This is a genomic window from Bradyrhizobium ganzhouense (genome assembly GCF_049949285.1).
Taxonomy (GTDB): Bacteria; Pseudomonadota; Alphaproteobacteria; order Rhizobiales; family Xanthobacteraceae; genus Bradyrhizobium; species Bradyrhizobium ganzhouense.
The window spans coordinates 3,334,487-3,353,771 of record NZ_CP181318.1; the positions used below are offsets into that span (position 1 = coordinate 3,334,487).

A 19,285-nucleotide genomic window follows, 5' to 3' on the forward strand; every position below is an offset into this window, starting at 1 on the left:
ATGCCGAAATTCGCCGCCAACCTCACCATGCTCTTCAACGAGATGCCGTTCATCGACCGCTTTGCCGCGGCGAAAGCGGCGGGCTTTGCCGGGGTCGAGTATCTCTTTCCCTATGATTTCGACAAGGCGCTCCTGCGCGAGCAGCTCGAGGCCCACGGGCTGACGCAAGTGCTGCACAACCTGCCCGCCGGCAACTGGGCGGCCGGCGAGCGCGGCATCGCGATCATGCCCGATCGCGTTGCCGAATTCCGCGATGGCGTGTTCCGCGCCATCGACTACGCCAAGGCGCTCGATTGCGAGCAGCTCAACTGCCTCGTCGGCATCGCGCCTATCGATGCCGATCCGCGCGAGCTTCAGGAGACGCTGGTCGGCAATTTGCGCTTTGCGGCCTCGACGCTGGCGCGCGAGAACATCAAGCTGCTGGTCGAGCCGATCAACACGCTGGACATTCCCGGCTTCTTTCTCAACGGCACCGAGCAGGCGGTGCAGCTGATCTCCGAGGTTCGGTCGAACAATCTGTTCGTCCAGTACGACATCTATCACATGCAGATCATGGAGGGCGATCTCGCCCGCACCATGCAGGAATATCTCCCGCAGATCGCGCACATCCAGCTCGCCGACAATCCGGGCCGGAATGAGCCGGGCACCGGCGAGATCAACTATCCCTTCCTGTTCCGTCACCTCGATGCCGTCGGCTATCGCGGCTGGATCGGCTGCGAATACAAGCCGCGCACGACGACGCTGGAAGGCCTGTCCTGGCACGCAGCGCAGACATTCGATACTTGAGGAAACGCAGACCATGATTGACATCGGCTTCATCGGACTTGGCACCATGGGACGGCCGATGGCCGGCCATCTTCTGGCCGCGGGCCATCACGTTCTTCTGCACGACGTCGCGCCGGTCGCGTCGGATCTGATCGCGGCCGGCGGTGTCGCGTGCAAATCGGCGAAGGAGGTTGCGGAGGAGGCGGATGTCGTCATCATCATGGTGCCGGATACGCCGCATGTGGAGGCCGTGCTGTTCGGCAAGGACGGCGTTGCGAGCGGCATCTCCAAGGGCCAGATCGTGGTCGACATGAGCTCGATCTCGCCGCTGGCAACCAAGGAGTTCGCGAAGAAGATCGAGGCGCTCGGCGCGGACTATCTCGATGCGCCGGTGTCGGGTGGGGAGGTTGGCGCCAAGGCCGCGAGCCTCACCATCATGGTCGGCGGTCCCGAGCGGGCCTTTGGCACCATGAAGCCGATCTTCGACAAGATGGGCAAGAACGTCACCCATGTCGGCGCCAATGGCGACGGTCAGACGACAAAGGTCGCCAACCAGATCATCGTCGCGCTGACGATCGAGGCGGTGAGCGAGGCACTGCTGTTCGCATCCAAGGCCGGTGCCGATCCCGCGCTGGTGCGCAAGGCGCTGATGGGCGGCTTTGCCTCGTCGCGGATTCTCGAAGTGCATGGCGAGCGCATGGTGAAGCGCAATTTCGAACCGGGCTTCCGCATCGAGCTGCACCAGAAGGATCTCAACCTCGCGCTCGAAGGGGCGCGATCGCTCGGCCTGTCGCTGCCGAGCACGGCGGTGGCGCAGCAATTGTTCTCGTCCTGCACCGCGCATGGCGGCAAGGGCTGGGATCATTCGGCGATGGTGCGGGCGCTGGAACTGATGGCGGGCCACGAGATCGCCGCGGCCTGAACTGTTACGCGGTAACACTCTCCAGGTTTGGCGCGTCTTTCACCACGGGAGGAACCGGAACAATGCTCCGGCCCCGCGGTTGAAGGCGCATCTGCAAACACTGGAGAGTGTGGACATGAAGACCCGTCTTGCGATTTCGTTGGTTGCCGCGTCGTTGCTCGCGTCGAGTGCAGCCTTTGCCCAGTCGACGACCGAACAGGGCGCCAGGAACGGCGCACGCGCGGGCGGCGACGTCGGTGGTCCGGTCGGCGCGATGGTCGGCGGCACCGTTGGTGCGGCCGTCGGGGCTGGATTGGAAATTCCGAATGCGATTCTCGGCGGCATCCCGCGCGATGATTCCGTCGTGGTTCAGGAGCGCGTCGTGGTCGGCGAGCCGCTGCCCCCGACCGTGGTGCTGCGGCCCGTGCCGAACTACACCGAGTATCGCTATGCGGTCGTGAACGATCGCCGCGTGATCGTCGAGCCGCGCACGCGCCGCGTCGTCAAGATCATCGATTGATCGGCGAATAAGCAACTGGAATATCGAGCCCCGCGGAGCGACGCTCCGCGGGGCTCTGTCGTCGGTGACGAAAGCTTAAAGCGGCTCGCGCACGCCGAGGCCGTGCATGAAGCGCTCGCGGATCTGCACGGGATCCCTGCGGGTGGTGCCGACGCCGGGCTTGTCGTCGATGCGCACCGAGATCAGGCTGGGCTCGTCAGCCGACATCGCTTCGTCGACCAGCCGCTCGAAATCTTCCTCGTCCGCGGCCCAGGCGCTGTTGGTGAGCCCTGAGCCCGAGGCGATCGCGACGAGATCGGCGACACCGGCGGCCGGCGTCGGCTGCGCGCCGGTGATCTGGTAGATGCCGTTGTCCATCACGATCATGATCAGGTTTTTCGGCTTCAACGCCGCGATGGTCGAGAGCGCGCCGAGCTGCATCAGCAGCGATCCGTCGCCTTCGAGCGCGAAGACGCGGCGGTCGGGCTGTGCCAGCGCCACGCCAAGCGCGATCGGGAAGGCGAGGCCCATGCTGCCGAGCATATAAAAGTTCTGCGGGCGGTGGCCGGCGGCCCAGAGGTCGAAATTGGTGTTGCCGATGCCGCCAACGACCGCTTCCTCATGCTTGAGCTTTGCGATCAGGCGCTTCGTCACGTCGAACCGGTTCATCACCTTGGTGTTGCGCGTATCCATGGCGGGGCTCACTTGTCGAAGGTCTTGCCGCCGGTGAGCAGCGGGTTGAGGATCAGCGCCACCGGCGCTTGCGTGGTGACGGCCTGCTTGATCGAGCGGTCGGCGATGAATTCGAGCTCGTCGAGCCGGGTGATGGTGTGGTGCTCCAGCGCCAGCGAATCCAGCACCGGGCGCATGGTGCGACAAACCAGCGACTGGCCGTAATTGAACTCGCCGAGCGTGCCGCGCTCGGAGACGAACATGATCAGCGGGATCTGGTAGGGCACCGCGAGCGAGGCGAGCGTATTGGCGAGCGTGGCAAAGCCCGAGGTCTGCATCAGCACCGCGCCGCGCCGCCCGCCCATCCAGGCGCCCGAAACGATGCCGACCGCCTCTTCCTCGCGGGCGGTCGCAAAGGTCGTGAAGAAGGGATCGGCGTGCAGATTCTTGATCAGCGGCGTCAACACCCGGTCGGGCACGTAAGGGATGAGGCTGATCTCGTTCCGCTTCAAGGTTTGCAGGACGATGCTATGCCAGCTTCTGTCGCCGGACCCCGGTCCCGCCTGGGACGAGGTCTGCTGTTCCGCAACCGCCATCGTATTCTCCCTCGTGCCGCGCAGGTTTCTTGATCTTGACCATTGTCTTGGTCGTCGCGGCGGTCTGCCGAAACTTGACGGAGCGGGCAGGATTGTCAACATGTCCGGGCCGGCACCGTGATCTGCGCCAGACGGCCTGCCAAGGCCGGCACCGCCATGTCATAAGCGGGATAATGAGAAAACGGAGGGACGCAGGAACGGGGCGCGTATTGCGCTGACCTTGCGGGTCTCCATGAGAGAGCCGGAAGGGTCCTGATGTTGGTCAACAGCAAACGCGTCTTCTACGTTAAATACCTGGCCAACCCGATCTACATCGACATCCTGAAGGCACGGTCCGACGTCCGGCTCGACCGCATCGAGAACGAGAGCCCCGCGGATTTTTACGCCCCGATTCTGAGCGCGGCCCATGTCTACCAGATCGGCGCCGCCCGCGACGAGCTGGCGCCGCATTTCCATGTCGACGCTGCCTTCCTGAAGCGCACGCCGAACCTGCTGCTGGTCTCCAGCAACGGCGCGGGCTTCGACCCCGTCGACGTCGAGGCCTGCACGGATGCGGGCGTGCTGGTCGTGAACCAGTCGGGCGGCAATGCGCATTCGGTGGCCGAGCACGCGCTGGCGATGATGCTGACCTTGTCCAAGCGCATCATCCAGTCCGACCGCCGCTTGCGCCGTGAGCCCAATGTCAACCGCAACGAGCTCGTCGGCAACGAGGTCGAGCACAAGACGGTCGGTATCATTGGCCTCGGCAATGTCGGCCGCCGTATCGCCGCGCTATGCAAGGGTCTGCTCGGCATGAAGGTGCTTGCTTACGACCCGTACCTCTCAGCCGAGGTGATGGCCGAGCGGGGCGGCGAGAAGGTCGAGCTCGACGAGCTGCTGCGCCGCGCCGATTTCGTCTCGATCTCCTGCCCGCTCAACAAGGGCAGCCGCAACATGATCAGCGTGCGCGAGTTCGGCCTGATGCAGCCGCACGCCTATTTCATCACCACCGCGCGCGGCTTCATCCACGACGAGGACGCGCTGCTGCAGGCGTTGCGCGACAAGCGCATCGCCGGTGCCGGTCTCGACGTCTGGTCCAAGGAGCCGCCGCCGCCGGAGCATCCGCTGCTGCAGTTCGACAACGTGCTGGCGAGCCCGCACACCGCAGGCGTCACGATCGAGGCGCGTCAGAACATGGGCCGCATCGCCGCCGAGCAGGTCCTGGAGACGCTCGACGGCAAAAGGCCGCCGCGCATCATCAATCCCGAGGTCTGGCCTGTTTATGCCGAGCGCTTCAAGCAAGCCTTTGGCGTGACGCCGGGGTAGGGCGCGCGAAGGGCCGTTGCGCGCCAGTCATTGGTTACTGCGATGAAAATGCAATGCGCCGCATCTTAGTGATCGCATGAATGAACGCGTATGACTTGTCCCTGTAAATTGGGGGCATGAGCATACTTTCGATTGCGACATCCGGACTTTCTGCGGCGAGCTTGCGCGTGAACGTGGCCGCGAGCAACATCGCTAATATCAGTGCGACCGGCCCGCTACCCGCGTCAGGCGGATCGAGCACCTCGGCCGGTGCCGGCAGTTCGAGCACGAGTTCGACGTATCCCGCGGCTTATACGCCCTTGCGAGTCGATCAGGTCGACCAGTCGAGCGGCTCGTCGCCGGGTGGTACGGTCGCGACGGTGTCGACCGTTTCGCCGAGCTATACCGCGCAATCTGACCCGAGTGCTCCCTTCGCAAACCAGGACGGCCTGGTCGCCGCCCCGAATGTCGATCTCGCCAGCGAGCTCGTTCAACTGGCGGCCGCAAAGTACAGCTTCATCGCCAACGCGAAGGTGATTCAGGCCTATTCCGAAACGACAGAGTCGCTGATCGATATCAAGGCGTGATGGCTGGCGGATCGAACTCTCGCTGCTGTTGATCTCGGTCAAAATCTGCTTCCCCGAAACCGGGTAAATGGGATTAGATTGCTGCCAGGGCAGCAGGGAGGTCCCATGTCAACTTATGTCGTCAAGTTCATGAAGGACGTGCTCGGCCAGTATGGCCGGCAGATCGAGGTCTGTCAGGGCGCGCTCGAGATCGACGCCTCCGACGAGGACGAAGCCAGGGAGCGGGCGAAGGCCAAGTTTTGCAAGGACCAGGCGTTGTGTCACTGGTCGCTGCATGCCGACCGTATTCAGGTCAGGCCGGCTGACTTTTCCTCGTAAGGTTTAACGTCCCGGTGCCGTGAGCGATGGCGGCGCGGTGACGCCGGCGCCGAGCGAACGCTGCACCATGGCGGTATCGGACCAGTGGCCGTGCCGATAGGCGACGCCGCAGAGCAGGCCGACGCGCGAAAATCCAAATTTCTCGTGCAGCGCCAGCGAAGGGGCGTTGTCGGCATCGATATAGCCGATCAACTGGCGGAAGCCGGCCGCCGCACATGCGTCGATCAGCTCCTGTAGCAACAGCCGGCCGACACCGCGGCCGAGATGCTCGTGGTGGACATAGATCGAGTGCTTGGCCGTGTAGCGATAGGCCGGGCGCTTGCGAAACAGCACCGCATAGGCATAGCCGACGACCTCGCCGCGCCAGGTCGCGACCAGATGCGGCAGCCGGGTCTGCTTCAAATTCTTGCGGCGGTCGCGCAGATCGTCCGGCTCCGGCGCGCCGGTTCCTTCGACGTCACGGGGCACGCCGTTGCGGACGTGATGGCGGTAGATCGCCAGCATCGCCTCGATATCGCTCTCGCGCGAGGGCCGGACCAGGACCGGCTCGTCATCGGCGCGTGCAATCGCTGTTTCGTTCATCGGCGCCTACTCGGAAACGACGTAAGTATAGAGCCCGATGCGGCCGCGCGCATCGACCTCCTTGTAGACGCCCTGGATTTCCACATCGAAGCCCGGAAACGTATTGAAGCAGGTCTCGAACATCTTGAGATAATCCACCATGGGCTTGGCCCGCTCCGTCAGCCGCTCGCCGGGGACAATGGTGGCGATGCCGGGCGGATACACCACGAAGGGCGTGGTGGCGATGCGGCCGGCGATTGCCTCGATCGGCAGGTAGTCGACATCGTTCTTGAACAGGAAGCGCGCGGCATCGCGCGGAGACATGGCGATCTCAGGCATATGCTCGGGCATGAACTGCCGCGCTTGAAGCGCGCTGACATCGGCGGCGCGGAAGAAGCGGTGCATCTCGCCGCAGAGATCGCGCAGCCGCACGCCGGCATAGCGCGCCTGCCGCCGCTGATAGAATTCCGGGATCGCGTCAGCCAGCAGCGCATTGTCGTCGTGCAGTCTCTTGAACGCAACGAGACCGGAGATCAGCGTGCCGGCCTTGCTCGCCTCGACGCCCGGCGTGAGCAGGAAGAGTAGGGAGTTGAGATCGTTCTTTTCAGGGACGATACGGTTTTCGCGCAGATACTGCGCGACAACCGGGGCAGGGATGCCGTGCTCGGCATAGGCGCCGGTGGCGCGGTCGAAGCCGGGGGTGAGGAGCGTCAGCTTGTTCGGATCGGTCATGGCAAAGCCCTCGGCCATGCCGGGGAAGCCGTGCCAGTTGCTGTCGGGGCTGAGCTGCCAGAGCGCGGGATTGGTCGCGAGCTCATCGGTCGCCAGCGTCTCCCAGGCGACATTGTGTGCGGTGCCAGGGCGGCTCACGTCGGGGATGGCGACGCGATCCGGAACGAACGGCTCAAAGAACCAGCGCCGATCCGAATTCTGCTCCTTCTCCTCGAACTCCCGGCGCATCGCGCGGATTTTCTTTCGCAGCTCGATGCCCAGCCGGATCGTGTCGTCCCACAGCACTTCGCCGGAGCGGCCCTTCATCATCTGTGCGCCGACGTCGAGCGAGGCGAACAGCGGATAAAACGGCGAGGTCGAGGCGTGCTGCATGAAGCTTTCGTTGAAGCGGCGGTGCTCGACGCGCCGCTTCTGACCGCGGATGTGGCGGTCCTTGATATGGATCTGCGAGGCCTGCGAGAAACTGGCGAGCTGTTTGTGGGTCGATTGCGTCGCGATGATGCCCGGCGCTTCCGGAGGAAGATTTGACAGGCCCATTGCGAAGCGGCCGGCATAGAGCGGGTGGAATTTCATGAAGCCGGCCCAGGCCTCGTCGAACAGGATGTACTCGCAGAGATGGCCGATGCGCTTCAGGATCATTTCGGCATTGTGGATCGTGCCGTCATAGGTGCATTGCTCGACCACGGCGACGCGGAACGGCCGTTCCTTGCGCCAGGCGTCCTTGTCCGTGACCAAGGGATGGTTGCGGATCGCCTCGCGTAGCGCCTTCTCGTCCAGCACGTCCCAGCGCATCGGGCCGATCAGGCCCCAGGCATTGCGGATCGTCGGAACATAGACCGGGATGCCGCCATTGATCATCAGCGCGCCGTGATGGGCGGCCTTGTGGTTGTTGCGGTCGAACAGCACGAGGTCGCCGTCGGTGACGAGCGCGCCGAGCGCGACCTTGTTCGAGGTCGATGTGCCGTTGAGCACGAAATAAGTCTTTTCCGCGCCGAAGATCGCGGCCGCTTCCTTCTGCGCCTTCAGCGCCGGACCCTCATGGGTGAGGAGGTCGCCGAGATCGAGCACGGAATTGTCGAGGTCGTCGCGGAACACGGATTCACCGAGATGCTCGACGAAGACCCGGCCGATCGGGCTGCGGTTGTAGAACACGCCGCCATTGTGGCCCGGGCAGGTCCAGAGCTGGTTGCCTTCCTCGGCATAATCGACCAGCGCGCCGAAGAACGGCGTCTTCAGCGTCTCGGCATATTGCTTGAGCCGGCTGATCAAATTCTTGGCGATGAAGGTCGGCGTCTCCTCAGACAGAAAGACGTAGCCGTCGATGAAGTCGAGCACTTCGACCGGCAAATCCTCGAATCGCTTGCGCCGGATCAGGAGGATGATCGGGAAGTCGAGGCCGCGGCGCCGCATCAAATTGATCAGTGCCGAGGTCTTGCCCTCAAGCCCCTTCTTGCCCCAGTCCACCACCATGCAGCCGATCGCGGCATCGGTCTGCACCGCCATTTCCGCGTCTTCCAGCTTGCGGGCCCGGACCACCTCGAAGCCGGAGCGCTGGATCTCCTCGATGATCTGGTTGAAGCGGACGCCCTCGAGGTCGTCGGTGTCGAAAACAGGTGCGGCGAACAGAAAGTTGAAGCGCTTGAAATAGTCCATGTCAGGTCCCGAATGTGCCCAGTCACACGTCTCGGCACATTCGATGACAGTTCTATGACAGCATTCGGGTCGGAAGCGCGCTCAGCTCGCGCTGGCGATGATCATGCGCTTTCGCCCGAAATTCGCCACCGCCGCCTCCGGAACGCCGAAATTGTTGGCGAGCAGATGCCGCGGCGCCTTCGCCAGCCAATCGGTCAGGCTGCTTTCACGATACGTACCGCTGTCGAGCACGCCGACCATTTCGGCGTCCTCTTTGCCGATATTCTCGATCGAGTGGCCGCAATTGCGCGGGATATAGGCGCAGTCCCCGGGCGAAAGCTCGGCGACGGCGACACGCTTGTCGAATGCGAACAGTGTCACGCGCGTGCGTCCCTTCAGCACGTAGTGCCACTCGTTGGCCTCGGTATGCCAGTGTGGTTCGTGCATCGCGCCGGGCTTGAGCTTGAGGACCAGCCCGGTCATGGCGCTCGAAACCGGAAATTCCTTGGCGGAGGCCACATAGAGTGCGCCGCCGGGCGTGCTCACCTTCGGCTTCTGCGACATCAGCGGGAAGCGGTGCGTCCGATCGCGATCCAGCGGGCGGGCAATTTTCGCCTGCGGACCGTCAAGTGCCAGCACCTCACCCTGCATGATGTAGGTTTCGGCCTTTGGATTGGCACTGAATATCTCCGTGGAGACGCCCAGCGCCTGCGACAGGGTCGGGGCGTCGTAGCGGCTCATCCAGTCGCTGATCCCGAATGTGCCGTGCTCGGAGTAAAGTCCGTCATCGAAGGCGAGGACGGCGTGACAGGGCAAGGCCCCCAGCGTCTGGATGGCGTGGCCGTGGCCTGTCGGAAAATACCAGAGATCGCCGGGCCCCAGGTTGACGACCTCGAGCTGACCGTCGGGATCGACCACCGTCACCTGGCAGTGGCCGTCGACGACGTAGGCCCACTCGGCCGAATTGTGCCAATGCATCTCGCGGGCGCCGCCGGCATTGATGTAGAGATGGGCGCCGGCAATCCCGGTCGCGAGCGGAAGGCCTCGGGTCGTGACCTCGCGCGCCCAGCCTCCCGACGTGGCCTTGATCGGCCCCTTGTCGAGCGACGCCGTGAACACAACGGGGTCGCCGGATTTCCGCGGAATGGTCTTGAGGAATTCCGATGCCGGAGCAACATCGTACCCGGCCGCATGTCCGTCCGGGGACGCAAGAGCGGATTTGGTGGCGCCCAGGACGGCGGCACCGAACGCAACGGATTGAATGAAGATACGGCGGTTGGATTTGATCATCGAAGACCTCGAAATCAGATGGTTGTATGAAATGGAACCGCGAAATCGGCTACGTCGCGCGGCCTCTTCATTTGGGTCTGATGAACACCCCTTTGCGCCTCAACCGTTCGGATGAACGGCACCTCAAATATCGTTGATGAGGAAATGAAAGTGGCTGTGAAGTCACGCGCTTGACAGCGCGAACCGCGGCGCCGTCGACCTGATCAGCGCTTCGCCTCGCCGAACACCACGGTCGGCACCGCGCGGTTGACAACCTCGCGCAGTGCGAAGCTCGATTGCACGCGCGCCACGCGCGGCAACCGTGACAGCTCGGTGCGGTGAATGCGCTCGAAATCCTGGATATCACGGGCGAGCACGATCAGGATGTAGTCGTCGGCGCCCGACATCAGGAAGCAGCGCACGACGGAGGGGCACTTCACTACCTCGGCTTCGAACGCCTTCAATGCCTCGTCGCTCTGGCTCTCCAGCGCAATGCGCACCAACACCGTGGTGGTGAGACCGAACTGCGCCAGATCAAGCGCGGCCTGATAGGCCTGGATGTAGCCGTCATCCTCCAGCGTCTTCTGCCGCCGCGCGAGCGCCGTGCTTGACAGCCCGACCTTGGTGGCGAGTTCGGTGTGACTGGCCCGCGCGTTGGTCGTGAGTTCCGCGAGGATGGCGAGGTCTTTCCGGTCAAGGGCCAAGGTTCTGTTTCCGGCGTGAAAGGGCGTTTGCGCGCCCGAAATCGGCGCGGGACGGCCAAAGCTAGCGGATATTTGCACGAAACCAAACTGCCTGCGTCGCTACCATCACAGGGTGAATCAAAAGGAGCCCAGAATGCGTGTCGGTGTGCCCAAGGAGATCAAGGTCCAGGAATATCGCGTCGGGCTCACCCCGGGCGCAGTCCGCGAATATGTCGCGGCCGGGCATCAGGTCACGGTCGAGACCGGCGCCGGCAGCGGCATCGGCGCGTCCGACGAGGTCTATCAGCGGGCAGGGGCCTCCATCGCTGCGAGCGCGCGCGACATCTTCGCCGAGTCCGATATGATCGTGAAGGTGAAGGAGCCGCAAAAGAGCGAATGGGCCCAGCTTCGCGAAGGCCAGATCCTGTTCACCTATCTCCATCTTGCGCCGGATCCCGAGCAGGCTAAGGGCTTACTCGCCTCCGGCTGCACTGCGATCGCCTATGAGACCGTCACCGACGCGGCCGGTCACCTCCCCCTGCTCGCGCCGATGAGCGAAGTCGCCGGCCGCCTCGCCGTCGAGGCCGCCGGCGCCGCGCTCAGGCGATCGGCCGGCGGTCGCGGCCTGCTGCTGGGTGGCGTGCCCGGCGTGCAGCCGGCGCGCGTCGCCGTGCTCGGCGGCGGCGTGGTGGGAACGCAGGCCGCGCGGATGGCCGCAGGCCTCGGCGCCGAAGTCACCGTGATCGATCGCTCAATTCCCCGGCTGCGCGAACTGGATGATGTCTTCCTCGGGCGGGTGCGCACCCGCTTCTCGACCATCGAGGCGGTCGAGGAGGAGGTGTTTGCCGCCGACGTCGTGATCGGCGCGGTGCTGGTACCGGGCGCGAGCGCACCGAAGCTCGTCACGCGGGCGATGCTGAAATCGATGAAGCCGGGCGCCGTGCTGGTCGACGTCGCCATCGACCAGGGCGGCTGCTTCGAGACCTCACATGCCACCACGCACACCGATCCGACCTACGAGGTCGACGGCATCGTCCACTACTGCGTCGCCAACATGCCGGGTGCCGTGCCGGTGACGTCGAGCCAGGCGCTGAACAATGCGACCCTGCCGTTCGGCCTGATGCTCGCGAACAAGGGCTTTGCCGCGGTGCTGGAAAACCCTCACTTGCGCAACGGGCTCAACGTCCATCGCGGCCGCATCACCAACAAGGCGGTGGCGGAAAGTCTCGGGATGGACTTTGCGCCGGTGGGAAGCGGGCTCGCTGCCTGATAGGGCCGTCATTGCGAGCGTAGCGAAGCAATCCAGAACCCCTCAGCGGATTGCGTCGCTGCGCTCGCAATGACGATGCGGGACGAGCGCGGCGCAAGCCAGAGTCAGTGTTGGCGAATTGTCTACGCCTTCGTCAGCCTGTACTGCCCCAGGTCGGGATCGTGCGTCATGCGCCAGTAGTCCACGAACCGCCAGGGCATCGCCGAAAACACGCGGCCGCTCGAATTGCGGTAGTAGGTACTCATGCCTGGATGGGTCCAGATCATCGCCTCGTGCTCGGTATCGACCTTGCGGACATAGTCGTCGAGCACGTTCGGGTGGACGTCGATGGCGGCGACGTTGTGCTCGATCATGTCGACGAGACAGGCGGAGATGTAGCGGCTCTGGCATTCGGACTGGAAGATGACGCTGCCGCCATGGGCCGGCCCTGAGTTCGGGCCGAGCATGCAGAAGAAGTTCGGGAAGTCCGGCACGGTGAGGCCGAGGAACGCAATCGGATTGTCGTTGCTCCAGGCCTCGCGTAGGTCTTTGCCGTCGCGGCCGCTGATGTTGAGGCGAGCGGCCATCTCCGTGACCTTGAAGCCGGTCGCGACGACGATGATGTCGGCGGGACGCCGCTCCCCATCGGCGGTGACGATGCCGTTGTCATCAAAATGGTCGATCGCGTCAGTGACCAGCTCGACATTGTCCCGCCTCAAGGTCTTGAACCAGTTGTTGTCGAGCAGGATACGCTTGCCGTAGGGCGGATAGGTCGGCACGCATTTTTCGATCAGGTCGGGCCGGTCCTTCAGCTCGGTGAGGATGAAGTCGGTCAGCTCCTGGCGATGCCGGTCGTTGCCCTTGTTGACGGCGCGCTCCGGATGCGGCCAGGCCGGGTCCTTGCGCAGGAAGGGCAGCAGGCCGTCGCCATAGCGCCAGAACATGTTGAAGCGGTACCACTGCACATAGAACGGAAGGTGCGCGAGCAGCCAGCGGGCGCCTTCGCTGATCGGGTCGGCATAGCCCTTAACCGGCCGCGCCCATTGCGCGCTGCGCTGATAGACGGTGACCGAGGCGACGCGGCCGGCGATCGCCGGCACCAGCTGCATCGACGTCGCGCCGGTGCCGATCACGGCGACATGCTTGCCGTCGAGCTTGATGTCGTCCGACCACAGCGCCGAATGCAGGATCGTGCCTTTGAAGTTTTCTTCGCCCTTGAAGTGCGCGCGGGAGGGGTCGTTGAGCTGCCCGATGGCCGAGACCAAGGCGGTGGATTCGAAGGTTTCTTCGCCGTTGCTTGTCTTCAGCGTCGAGATCCAGCGCCTCTTGCTGTCGTCCCAGCGCGACGCCGTCAGCTCGGTGTTGACGCGCAGATGCTTGCGGATACCGTATTCGTCGGCGACCTTCAGGAGATAACCGAGCAGCTCCTCGCGCTGGCAGAAATAGCGCGTCCACGCATTGCCCGAGCCGAACGAGTAGGAATAGGAGTGGTTCGGCGTGTCGACGCCGCAGCCGGGATAGCGGTTGATCCACCAGGTGCCGCCAAGCTCGGCGTTCTTCTCGACGATCGTGTAGGGGATGCCGAGATGACCGAGGGCCACACCGAGTGCGATGGCGCAGACGCCGGCGCCGACGATCAGCACGTGCTGCGCGGCGAGCTTTTCGTCCGACGGACGCACCGTCCAGCGCGCCTCACGCGGCACAAAGCCCATCTCCTCGCGCATCAGCGGCGCATATTCCGGCGCGACGTTTTCGCCGAGGCAGGCGCGCATCATCTTCAGCAGCAGCTCTTCGCCGGGATCGGTGATGACGGGCTTCGGTGCGCGGTCGGCAAATAGCTCGACTACGGCGGCGCGGATTTCGTCCTGGATCTCGCGGGGCACTCCGGCCTCGGGATCGGGAATGAGACGGATGTCGCGCTTGGGCAAATAGGGCGGCTCGAGCCAGCGCGCGTCGCCGGTCATGTGCACCAGCACCATCAGCAGGCAGCGGATGTCGGCTTCGGCAATCGCGCGGGCGAGGTCGAGCGGCTGGCGGGGAGATGCGATGTTCATCGTCTTCTTCTGATCTCCGGCGCTCGCTTGCGTCCGATCCTGGAGGCGCGAACGAAGGACTTGCGGGCACAGCACGGTAGTCGACCAGCGCTGGGTCGTCTACGCGGGGGGCGTCCGGCCGCGCTGGCGTGTCCAAATAAGCCAAAAGAATAAAACTATTGCCTCATCGGCACCCAGCGGAAGGAGTTTCCCCTTCGGGGAGCAAATACGCCAATCGCTTCCATTGCCGTTTGGGGCCGAAACGACGACATTCCATCCAGAATTGATGGATTGGCATAGCCATGGAACGCACTGGATTTGAGCCCTTCGGCGAGCAGCTGGTATCCGCAACGGATACCCAGCCAAAGTCGCGCGCCGCCAAGCTCGTGCTGCGGGCCGGCACGGGCCTGTTTTGGTCGCTGGTCGCCGCCATCGTGGTGGCGCGCGCGGCCTTCTTCGAGCCGGGCGTCTATGACAGCTTCAGCCACGTGGCCTCGCTGGCCAAGAACCTGCTGTTCTGAGCCGGATTATTCCAGGGCTGAGGATAGAACTTCCCTCGGCCCTGATATGCCGAAAACTTATTCCCCAACCCGCGCGCCGTGCGTATAAATCTTTCTCCTCTGGGAGAGATTTGTGTCGCAGAATCAAGCATCCAGCCCGGCCGATTCCAAGCCGACCACTGCCGTCAGCCGCATCCTTGCGCTGATTCCCGGCATTCTCCTCTGCATCGCCGTGGCCGGCGTCTCGGCCCTGCTGGAGCGGGCCGAACTCGGCGTGTTCGAGCACCCCTATGTCGAGGCGCTGGTGATGGCGATCCTGCTGGGGATGGCCGTGCGCAGCTTCTGGAAGCCGGCGCCGCGCTGGCAGGCCGGCATCGCCTTCAGCGCCAAACAGCTGCTCGAAGTCGCCGTCATGCTGCTCGGCGCCTCCATCAGCTTTGCCGCGATCGCGGCCTCGGGCATCGCCCTTTTGGCGTCGATCGCGGCTGTGGTCGTGGTGGCCCTTTGCGTCTCCTTTGGTCTTAGCCGTTTGCTTGGCTTGTCGACGCGGCTCTCGATCCTGATTGCCTGCGGCAATTCGATCTGCGGCAATTCTGCCATCGCGGCGGTGGCGCCGATCATCGGCGCCAACAGCGACGAGATCGCATCCTCGATCTCCTTCACCGCCATCCTCGGTGTGATGATGGTGCTGGGCTTGCCGCTGCTGATCCCGCTGTTGCAGCTCACCGCCACGCAATACGGCATCCTCGCCGGCCTGACCGTCTATGCCGTCCCACAGGTGCTCGCCGCGACGGTGCCGGCTGGCCTGATCTCGACGCAGATCGGCACGCTGGTCAAGCTGATGCGCGTGCTGATGCTCGGCCCCGTGGTCGTCGGCCTCTCGCTGGTCGCCTCGCGCTGGCAGACTGGCGCCAAGAAGGCCAATGTCGGCTTCTTCCGCCTGGTCCCGTGGTTCATCCTCGGCTTCCTCGCGCTGGCGACGCTGCGTTCCCTGGAGATCGTGCCGGGCACGGTGGTGGCTCCGATCACGCGGATCACCGGCTTCCTCACCGTCGTGTCGATGGCCGCTCTTGGCCTCGGCGTTGACGTGAAGGTGCTTGCCAATGTCGGGGGACGGGTGACGGCCGCCGTCACGCTGTCGCTGATGCTGCTGCTGGGGATCAGCATCGCACTGGTGCATTGGTTCAAGTGAAAATCACACCGCGACGGCGGTGCACCCTCTCCCCCTGTGCGAGAGGGTGGCTTCGCGAGAGCGAAGCCGGGTGAGGGGTTCTATCCGCGAGCGACTCTGTTGCAGTAATTACGCGGAGATAACCCCTCATCCGGCGCTTCGCGCCACCTTCTCCCACAAGGGGATAAGGGAAGGAAGATCTCTAAATCACATCCGCGAGCGAGTGCCCGTGCAGCTCGATGTTGAGCCCCTGCATGCCCATGTCGTTAATCTCGCCGCCCATGGCTTTCAGGCTTTCCTCGCGGATCAGCGACATCAGCCCGCGGCGGAGCGCTAGGAATTCCGACGACATCATCATCGATTGCTGCCGCGGCCGCTCCAGGGGAATCGGGATTTCGGCCTTGATTGAGCCTGGACGCGCGGTCATGCAGTAGACTCGGTCGGTCGGAGAGGAAGATCGCCTCGTCGATGTCGTGGGTCACGAACAGCACCGAGATTTTCAGCCGCTGCCACATGTTGGTGAGGATCTGCTGCATGATGACCCGGGTCTGCGCGTCGAGCGCGCCAAAGGGCTCGTCCAGCAGCAACACCTTTGGGCCCGTCGCGAGCGCGCGGACGATGCCGACGCGCTGCGAACGCTGCATGCCGCGCCGCCGTGAGCGCGTTGGCCTTTTCGCAGATGAAGCCCGCGGCCGAGACGATTACGCGAGCCTTGAAGGACGCCGACTGGATGGTCCGCGAGATGGCGGCGGAAACGCTTGGTCTCAACGTCAACGGTTCGATCGCCGCCGACCAACTCGTCGGCGCGCTCACTGATGAGTTCTGGCAAGTGCGGTTGAAGGCGATCCGCAGCCTCGGCAAGATGAAGATCGAGCGCGCGGTGCGCCCGATCGGCCATTGCATCAATCACGATCAAGCGAATTTGCGCAAGGAAGCGGCCGCCGCGCTCGGCGAGATCGCCCATCCCGACGGTGAAGCGTTCCTGGCCGTCATCGCCGACGATGCCGATCCCGATGTGCGCAAGAATGCACGCTGGGCACTGCAGCAGATCGCGGCCCGCAAAGCGCGAGCGAGCGCATAAAGGCGCGGGGCAGGGGCATAGCGGCTCATCGCTGCCGGTCTGGACTTCCCCCGCCAGACGTTTATTTGTCTTCGCCAACGTGATCGGCCGCTGATTGAACGCGGCCGATCCGAAAAACAGCGAGGACGCCGGCCATGACGACACTGTCTGTTAAAGACCTTCTCCCCGAGGATGGAACGAAGGGAACACTGGTCGGCCGCGTCTGGCTGCCGCAGGTCAATGGCCCCGCCGTGGTCGCCGTGCGCAGCGACGGCGTCTTCGATGTCACCGCGAAATTCCCGACCGTCAGCGCGCTCTGCGAGGAAGACAATCCCGCCAAGGCGCTTGCCGCGACCAAGGGCGAGCGCATCGGCGATCTCGACGCCATCGTGGCCAATACGGCCCCCGATCGGCGCGACCCCAAGAAGCCATGGCTGCTCGCGCCGGTCGATCTCCAGACCTTGAAGGCTGCAGGCGTCACCTTCGCCATCTCGATGCTGGAACGCGTGATCGAGGAGCGGGCCAAGGGCAATCCGGCCTCGGCCGAAGCGATCCGGAAAGAGGTGACACGGCTGATCGGCGACGATCTGTCGAAGCTGAAGCCGGGCTCGGACCAGGCGATGCATCTGAAGCAGGTGCTGATCGACCAGAACGCCTGGAGCCAATATCTCGAGGTCGGCATTGGCCCGGATGCCGAAGTCTTCACCAAGGCGCCGACCTTGTCCTCGGTCGGCACCGGCATGGACGCTGGGCTGCATCCGAAGTCGACCTGGAACAACCCCGAGCCGGAGCTGGTGCTGTTCGTCTCCAGCCGCGGCAACATCGTCGGCGGCGCGCTCGGCAACGACGTGAATCTGCGCGACTTCGAGGGCCGCTCGGCGCTGCTCTTGTCGAAGGCCAAGGACAACAACGCTTCGTGCTCAATCGGACCGTTGCTGCGCCTGTTCGACGATACCTTCACGCTCGACGATGCGCGCAAGCTCGACATCAGTCTGAATGTGAAGGGCGCAGACGGATTCGTGCTCGACGGCCATTCCTCGATCAGCATGATCAGCCGCGATCCGACCGATCTGGTCGCGCAGACCATCGGCAAGGTGCATCAATATCCTGATGGCTTCGTTCTGTTCCTCGGCACGATGTTCGCGCCGGTCAAGGATCGCGATGCGCCGGGGCAGGGCTTCACCCACAAACGCGACGACATCGTCACGATATCAGCACCCCAGCTCGGCAAGCTCGTCAACCGCATGCGCACCAGCGACGAGTGCGAGCCGTGGACGTTCGGTATCGGCGCACTGATGAAGAGCCTGGCGCAGCGCAAGCTGATCTAGCGTTTCGTCTCGCTACGAGTCGATTTGGTCGACACACGCAGCTCTGTTCACGTCGTCGTTGCGAGCGCAGCGAAGCAATCCAGAGTCCGTCCGCGGACAGATTCTGGATTGCTTCGCAGCGCTCGCTATGACGAGGAGGAGAGGCTTGCGCACCGCCACATCCACAAACCTCCCTTCATCTCCGCGTTGCATCGGTGGAACAAGATCGCGCTTGGCGTGTCACCTCGCGCCGTCGTCGGCATCCCCGCGTCATTCGTCCTAATAGTCAAATAATATTACTATACGGCCGCGAGCTTCCGTGAAATAGTCCCTCCCGCCGCCTCAAAGGCCGGCCTGAGGGTGCCATGCTACCGATCGGCACTCGGGACAACATTTTGGGAGACACGCCTGATGACCTTCAAAGCCCTTTTTGCGGCCAGCGCCACGGCCGCGTTGTTGCTCGCGCTGCCGGCCAATGCGGCCGAGCTCACCGTCGGCTTCTCGCAGATCGGATCGGAATCCGGCTGGCGCGCGGCCGAGACGTCGGTCTCCAAGCAGGAGGCCACCAAGCGCAAGGTCAATCTCAAGATCGCCGATGCGCAGCAGAAGCAGGAGAACCAGATCAAGGCGATCCGCTCCTTCATCGCGCAGAATGTCGATGCGATCTTCCTCGCGCCCGTGGTCTCGACCGGCTGGGATTCGGTGCTGAAGGAAGCCAAGGAAGCCAAGATCCCGGTCGTGCTGCTCGACCGCGACATCGATCCGTCCGGCAAGGACCTCTATCTCACCGCCGTCACGTCGGACAGCGTGCATGAAGGCGCGGTCGCCGGTGAATGGCTGGCGAAGACCGTCGGCGAGAAGGCCTGCAACGTCGTCGAATTGCAGGGCACGGTCGGCGCCAGCGTCGCTGCCAACCGCAAGAAGGGTTTTGACACCGTCATTGCCAAGCATCCGAACCTGAAAGTGGTGCGCAGTCAGACCGGCGACTTCACCCGCGCCAAGGGCAAGGAAGTGATGGAGAGCTTCATCAAGGCCGAAGGCGGCGGCAAGGCGATCTGCGCGGTCTATGCGCATAATGACGACATGATGGTCGGCGCGATCCAGGCGATGAAGGAAGCCGGCCTCAAGCCGGGCAAGGACATCCTCACCGTCTCGATCGACGCGGTCCCCGATATCTTCAAGGCGATGGTGGCCGGCGAAGCCAATGCCACGGTCGAGCTGACGCCGAACATGGCGGGCCCGGCCTTCGATGCCGTTGCGGCGTTCAAGGAGAAGGGCACCGTTCCCCCGAAGTGGATCCAGACCGAATCCAGGTTGCTCACCGCCGCCGACGATCCGCAGAAGGAATACGACGGCAAGAAGGGCCTCGGTTACTGAGCTGGCGCCTTGCCGGACCGCTCTTTGCGGTCCGGCAACCCCCTTCGCATCCGCCGCACGAACGAATAGGCTGGGTGTCCGCAGCATAA

18 protein-coding genes and 2 pseudogenes are annotated in these 19,285 nt (G+C 63.9%); 12 read left to right on the top strand and 8 right to left on the bottom strand.

What is annotated here, in order from left to right:
* The 3 genes from hyi to ACLFLU_RS15195 all read left to right on the top strand — a co-directional run bounded on the left by hyi (position 1) and on the right by ACLFLU_RS15195 (position 2,186).
* Positions 1-786, top strand: a complete 786-nt coding sequence (gene hyi / locus ACLFLU_RS15185) for a hydroxypyruvate isomerase (RefSeq protein ID WP_426412974.1) — start codon at positions 1-3, stop codon at positions 784-786.
* Positions 686-1,687 (top strand): 2-hydroxy-3-oxopropionate reductase, encoded by a 1,002-nt coding sequence (locus ACLFLU_RS15190; protein WP_426412975.1) that lies wholly within the window; start codon positions 686-688, stop codon positions 1,685-1,687. Before hyi ends, ACLFLU_RS15190 begins: the two co-directional genes overlap by 101 nt.
* A 115-nt stretch (positions 1,688-1,802) precedes the next feature.
* Positions 1,803-2,186, top strand: a complete 384-nt coding sequence (locus ACLFLU_RS15195; RefSeq protein WP_334537337.1) for a DUF1236 domain-containing protein — start codon at positions 1,803-1,805, stop codon at positions 2,184-2,186.
* 75 nt (positions 2,187-2,261) lie between these two features.
* On the opposite strand, the gene ACLFLU_RS15200 is transcribed toward ACLFLU_RS15195, so the two are convergent.
* Positions 2,262-2,858: a thiamine pyrophosphate-dependent enzyme gene (locus ACLFLU_RS15200; protein ID WP_426412976.1), complete on the bottom strand. Its 597-nt coding sequence runs from the start codon at positions 2,856-2,858 to the stop codon at positions 2,262-2,264.
* A gap of 8 nt (positions 2,859-2,866) precedes the next feature.
* The gene (locus ACLFLU_RS15205; RefSeq protein WP_426412977.1) at positions 2,867-3,433 is read right to left on the bottom strand and encodes a thiamine pyrophosphate-binding protein; all 567 of its coding nucleotides are present in this window, start codon (positions 3,431-3,433) and stop codon (positions 2,867-2,869) included.
* Between the two features lie 255 nt (positions 3,434-3,688).
* Between ACLFLU_RS15205 and ACLFLU_RS15210 the strand changes: the two genes are divergently transcribed.
* The 3 genes from ACLFLU_RS15210 to ACLFLU_RS15220 all read left to right on the top strand — a co-directional run bounded on the left by ACLFLU_RS15210 (position 3,689) and on the right by ACLFLU_RS15220 (position 5,622).
* Entirely contained in the window at positions 3,689-4,738 is a 1,050-nt protein-coding gene (locus ACLFLU_RS15210) for a hydroxyacid dehydrogenase (protein ID WP_426412978.1), read from the top strand.
* A gap of 116 nt (positions 4,739-4,854) precedes the next feature.
* A complete protein-coding gene (locus ACLFLU_RS15215) occupies positions 4,855-5,304 on the top strand; it encodes a flagellar basal body rod protein FlgC (protein ID WP_426412979.1) in 450 nt (149 codons plus the stop codon).
* A 105-nt stretch (positions 5,305-5,409) separates the two neighbouring features.
* Positions 5,410-5,622: a hypothetical protein gene (locus ACLFLU_RS15220; protein WP_426412980.1), complete on the top strand. Its 213-nt coding sequence runs from the start codon at positions 5,410-5,412 to the stop codon at positions 5,620-5,622.
* 3 nt (positions 5,623-5,625) lie between these two features.
* Here the strand turns inward: ACLFLU_RS15220 and ACLFLU_RS15225 are convergent, their stop codons facing one another.
* The 4 genes from ACLFLU_RS15225 to ACLFLU_RS15240 all read right to left on the bottom strand — a co-directional run bounded on the left by ACLFLU_RS15225 (position 5,626) and on the right by ACLFLU_RS15240 (position 10,520).
* A complete protein-coding gene (locus ACLFLU_RS15225) occupies positions 5,626-6,204 on the bottom strand; it encodes an N-acetyltransferase family protein (protein WP_426412981.1) in 579 nt (192 codons plus the stop codon).
* Between the two features lie 6 nt (positions 6,205-6,210).
* Entirely contained in the window at positions 6,211-8,568 is a 2,358-nt protein-coding gene (locus ACLFLU_RS15230; protein ID WP_426412982.1) for an Orn/Lys/Arg decarboxylase N-terminal domain-containing protein, read from the bottom strand.
* An 81-nt stretch (positions 8,569-8,649) separates the two neighbouring features.
* On the bottom strand, positions 8,650-9,837 hold the full coding sequence (locus tag ACLFLU_RS15235; protein WP_426412983.1) for a cupin domain-containing protein: 1,188 nt from the start codon (positions 9,835-9,837) through the stop codon (positions 8,650-8,652).
* Positions 9,838-10,040: 203 nt separating this feature from the next.
* Entirely contained in the window at positions 10,041-10,520 is a 480-nt protein-coding gene (locus ACLFLU_RS15240) for an Lrp/AsnC family transcriptional regulator (protein WP_426412984.1), read from the bottom strand.
* A gap of 133 nt (positions 10,521-10,653) precedes the next feature.
* Here ACLFLU_RS15240 and ald point away from each other — a divergent pair, with 133 nt between their 5' ends.
* Entirely contained in the window at positions 10,654-11,769 is a 1,116-nt protein-coding gene (gene ald, locus ACLFLU_RS15245) for an alanine dehydrogenase (protein ID WP_426412985.1), read from the top strand.
* Between the two features lie 122 nt (positions 11,770-11,891).
* On the opposite strand, the gene ACLFLU_RS15250 is transcribed toward ald, so the two are convergent.
* The gene (locus tag ACLFLU_RS15250) at positions 11,892-13,802 is read right to left on the bottom strand and encodes a flavin-containing monooxygenase (RefSeq protein WP_426412986.1); all 1,911 of its coding nucleotides are present in this window, start codon (positions 13,800-13,802) and stop codon (positions 11,892-11,894) included.
* A 281-nt stretch (positions 13,803-14,083) separates the two neighbouring features.
* Between ACLFLU_RS15250 and ACLFLU_RS15255 the strand changes: the two genes are divergently transcribed.
* Positions 14,084-14,302 carry a hypothetical protein gene (locus tag ACLFLU_RS15255; protein WP_426412987.1) on the top strand — a complete coding sequence of 73 codons (219 nt, stop codon included), beginning with the start codon at positions 14,084-14,086 and terminating at the stop codon, positions 14,300-14,302.
* Between the two features lie 112 nt (positions 14,303-14,414).
* The gene (locus tag ACLFLU_RS15260) at positions 14,415-15,473 is read left to right on the top strand and encodes a YeiH family protein (protein ID WP_426412988.1); all 1,059 of its coding nucleotides are present in this window, start codon (positions 14,415-14,417) and stop codon (positions 15,471-15,473) included.
* A 181-nt stretch (positions 15,474-15,654) separates the two neighbouring features.
* Here the strand turns inward: ACLFLU_RS15260 and ACLFLU_RS15265 are convergent.
* Positions 15,655-16,084 (bottom strand): annotated as a pseudogene (locus tag ACLFLU_RS15265) (ABC transporter ATP-binding protein); the annotation flags it as partial.
* Positions 16,085-16,098: 14 nt separating this feature from the next.
* Between ACLFLU_RS15265 and ACLFLU_RS15270 the strand changes: the two are divergent.
* From ACLFLU_RS15270 to ytfQ, 3 genes and pseudogenes are all read left to right on the top strand, one after another.
* Positions 16,099-16,533 (top strand): annotated as a pseudogene (locus ACLFLU_RS15270) (HEAT repeat domain-containing protein); the annotation flags it as partial.
* Between the two features lie 134 nt (positions 16,534-16,667).
* Positions 16,668-17,840: a fumarylacetoacetate hydrolase family protein gene (locus ACLFLU_RS15275; RefSeq protein ID WP_426412989.1), complete on the top strand. Its 1,173-nt coding sequence runs from the start codon at positions 16,668-16,670 to the stop codon at positions 17,838-17,840.
* Between the two features lie 390 nt (positions 17,841-18,230).
* Complete coding sequence (gene ytfQ / locus ACLFLU_RS15280) at positions 18,231-19,196, top strand: galactofuranose ABC transporter, galactofuranose-binding protein YtfQ (protein WP_426412990.1); 966 nt, start codon at positions 18,231-18,233, stop codon at positions 19,194-19,196.
* Positions 19,197-19,285 lie beyond the last annotated feature (89 nt).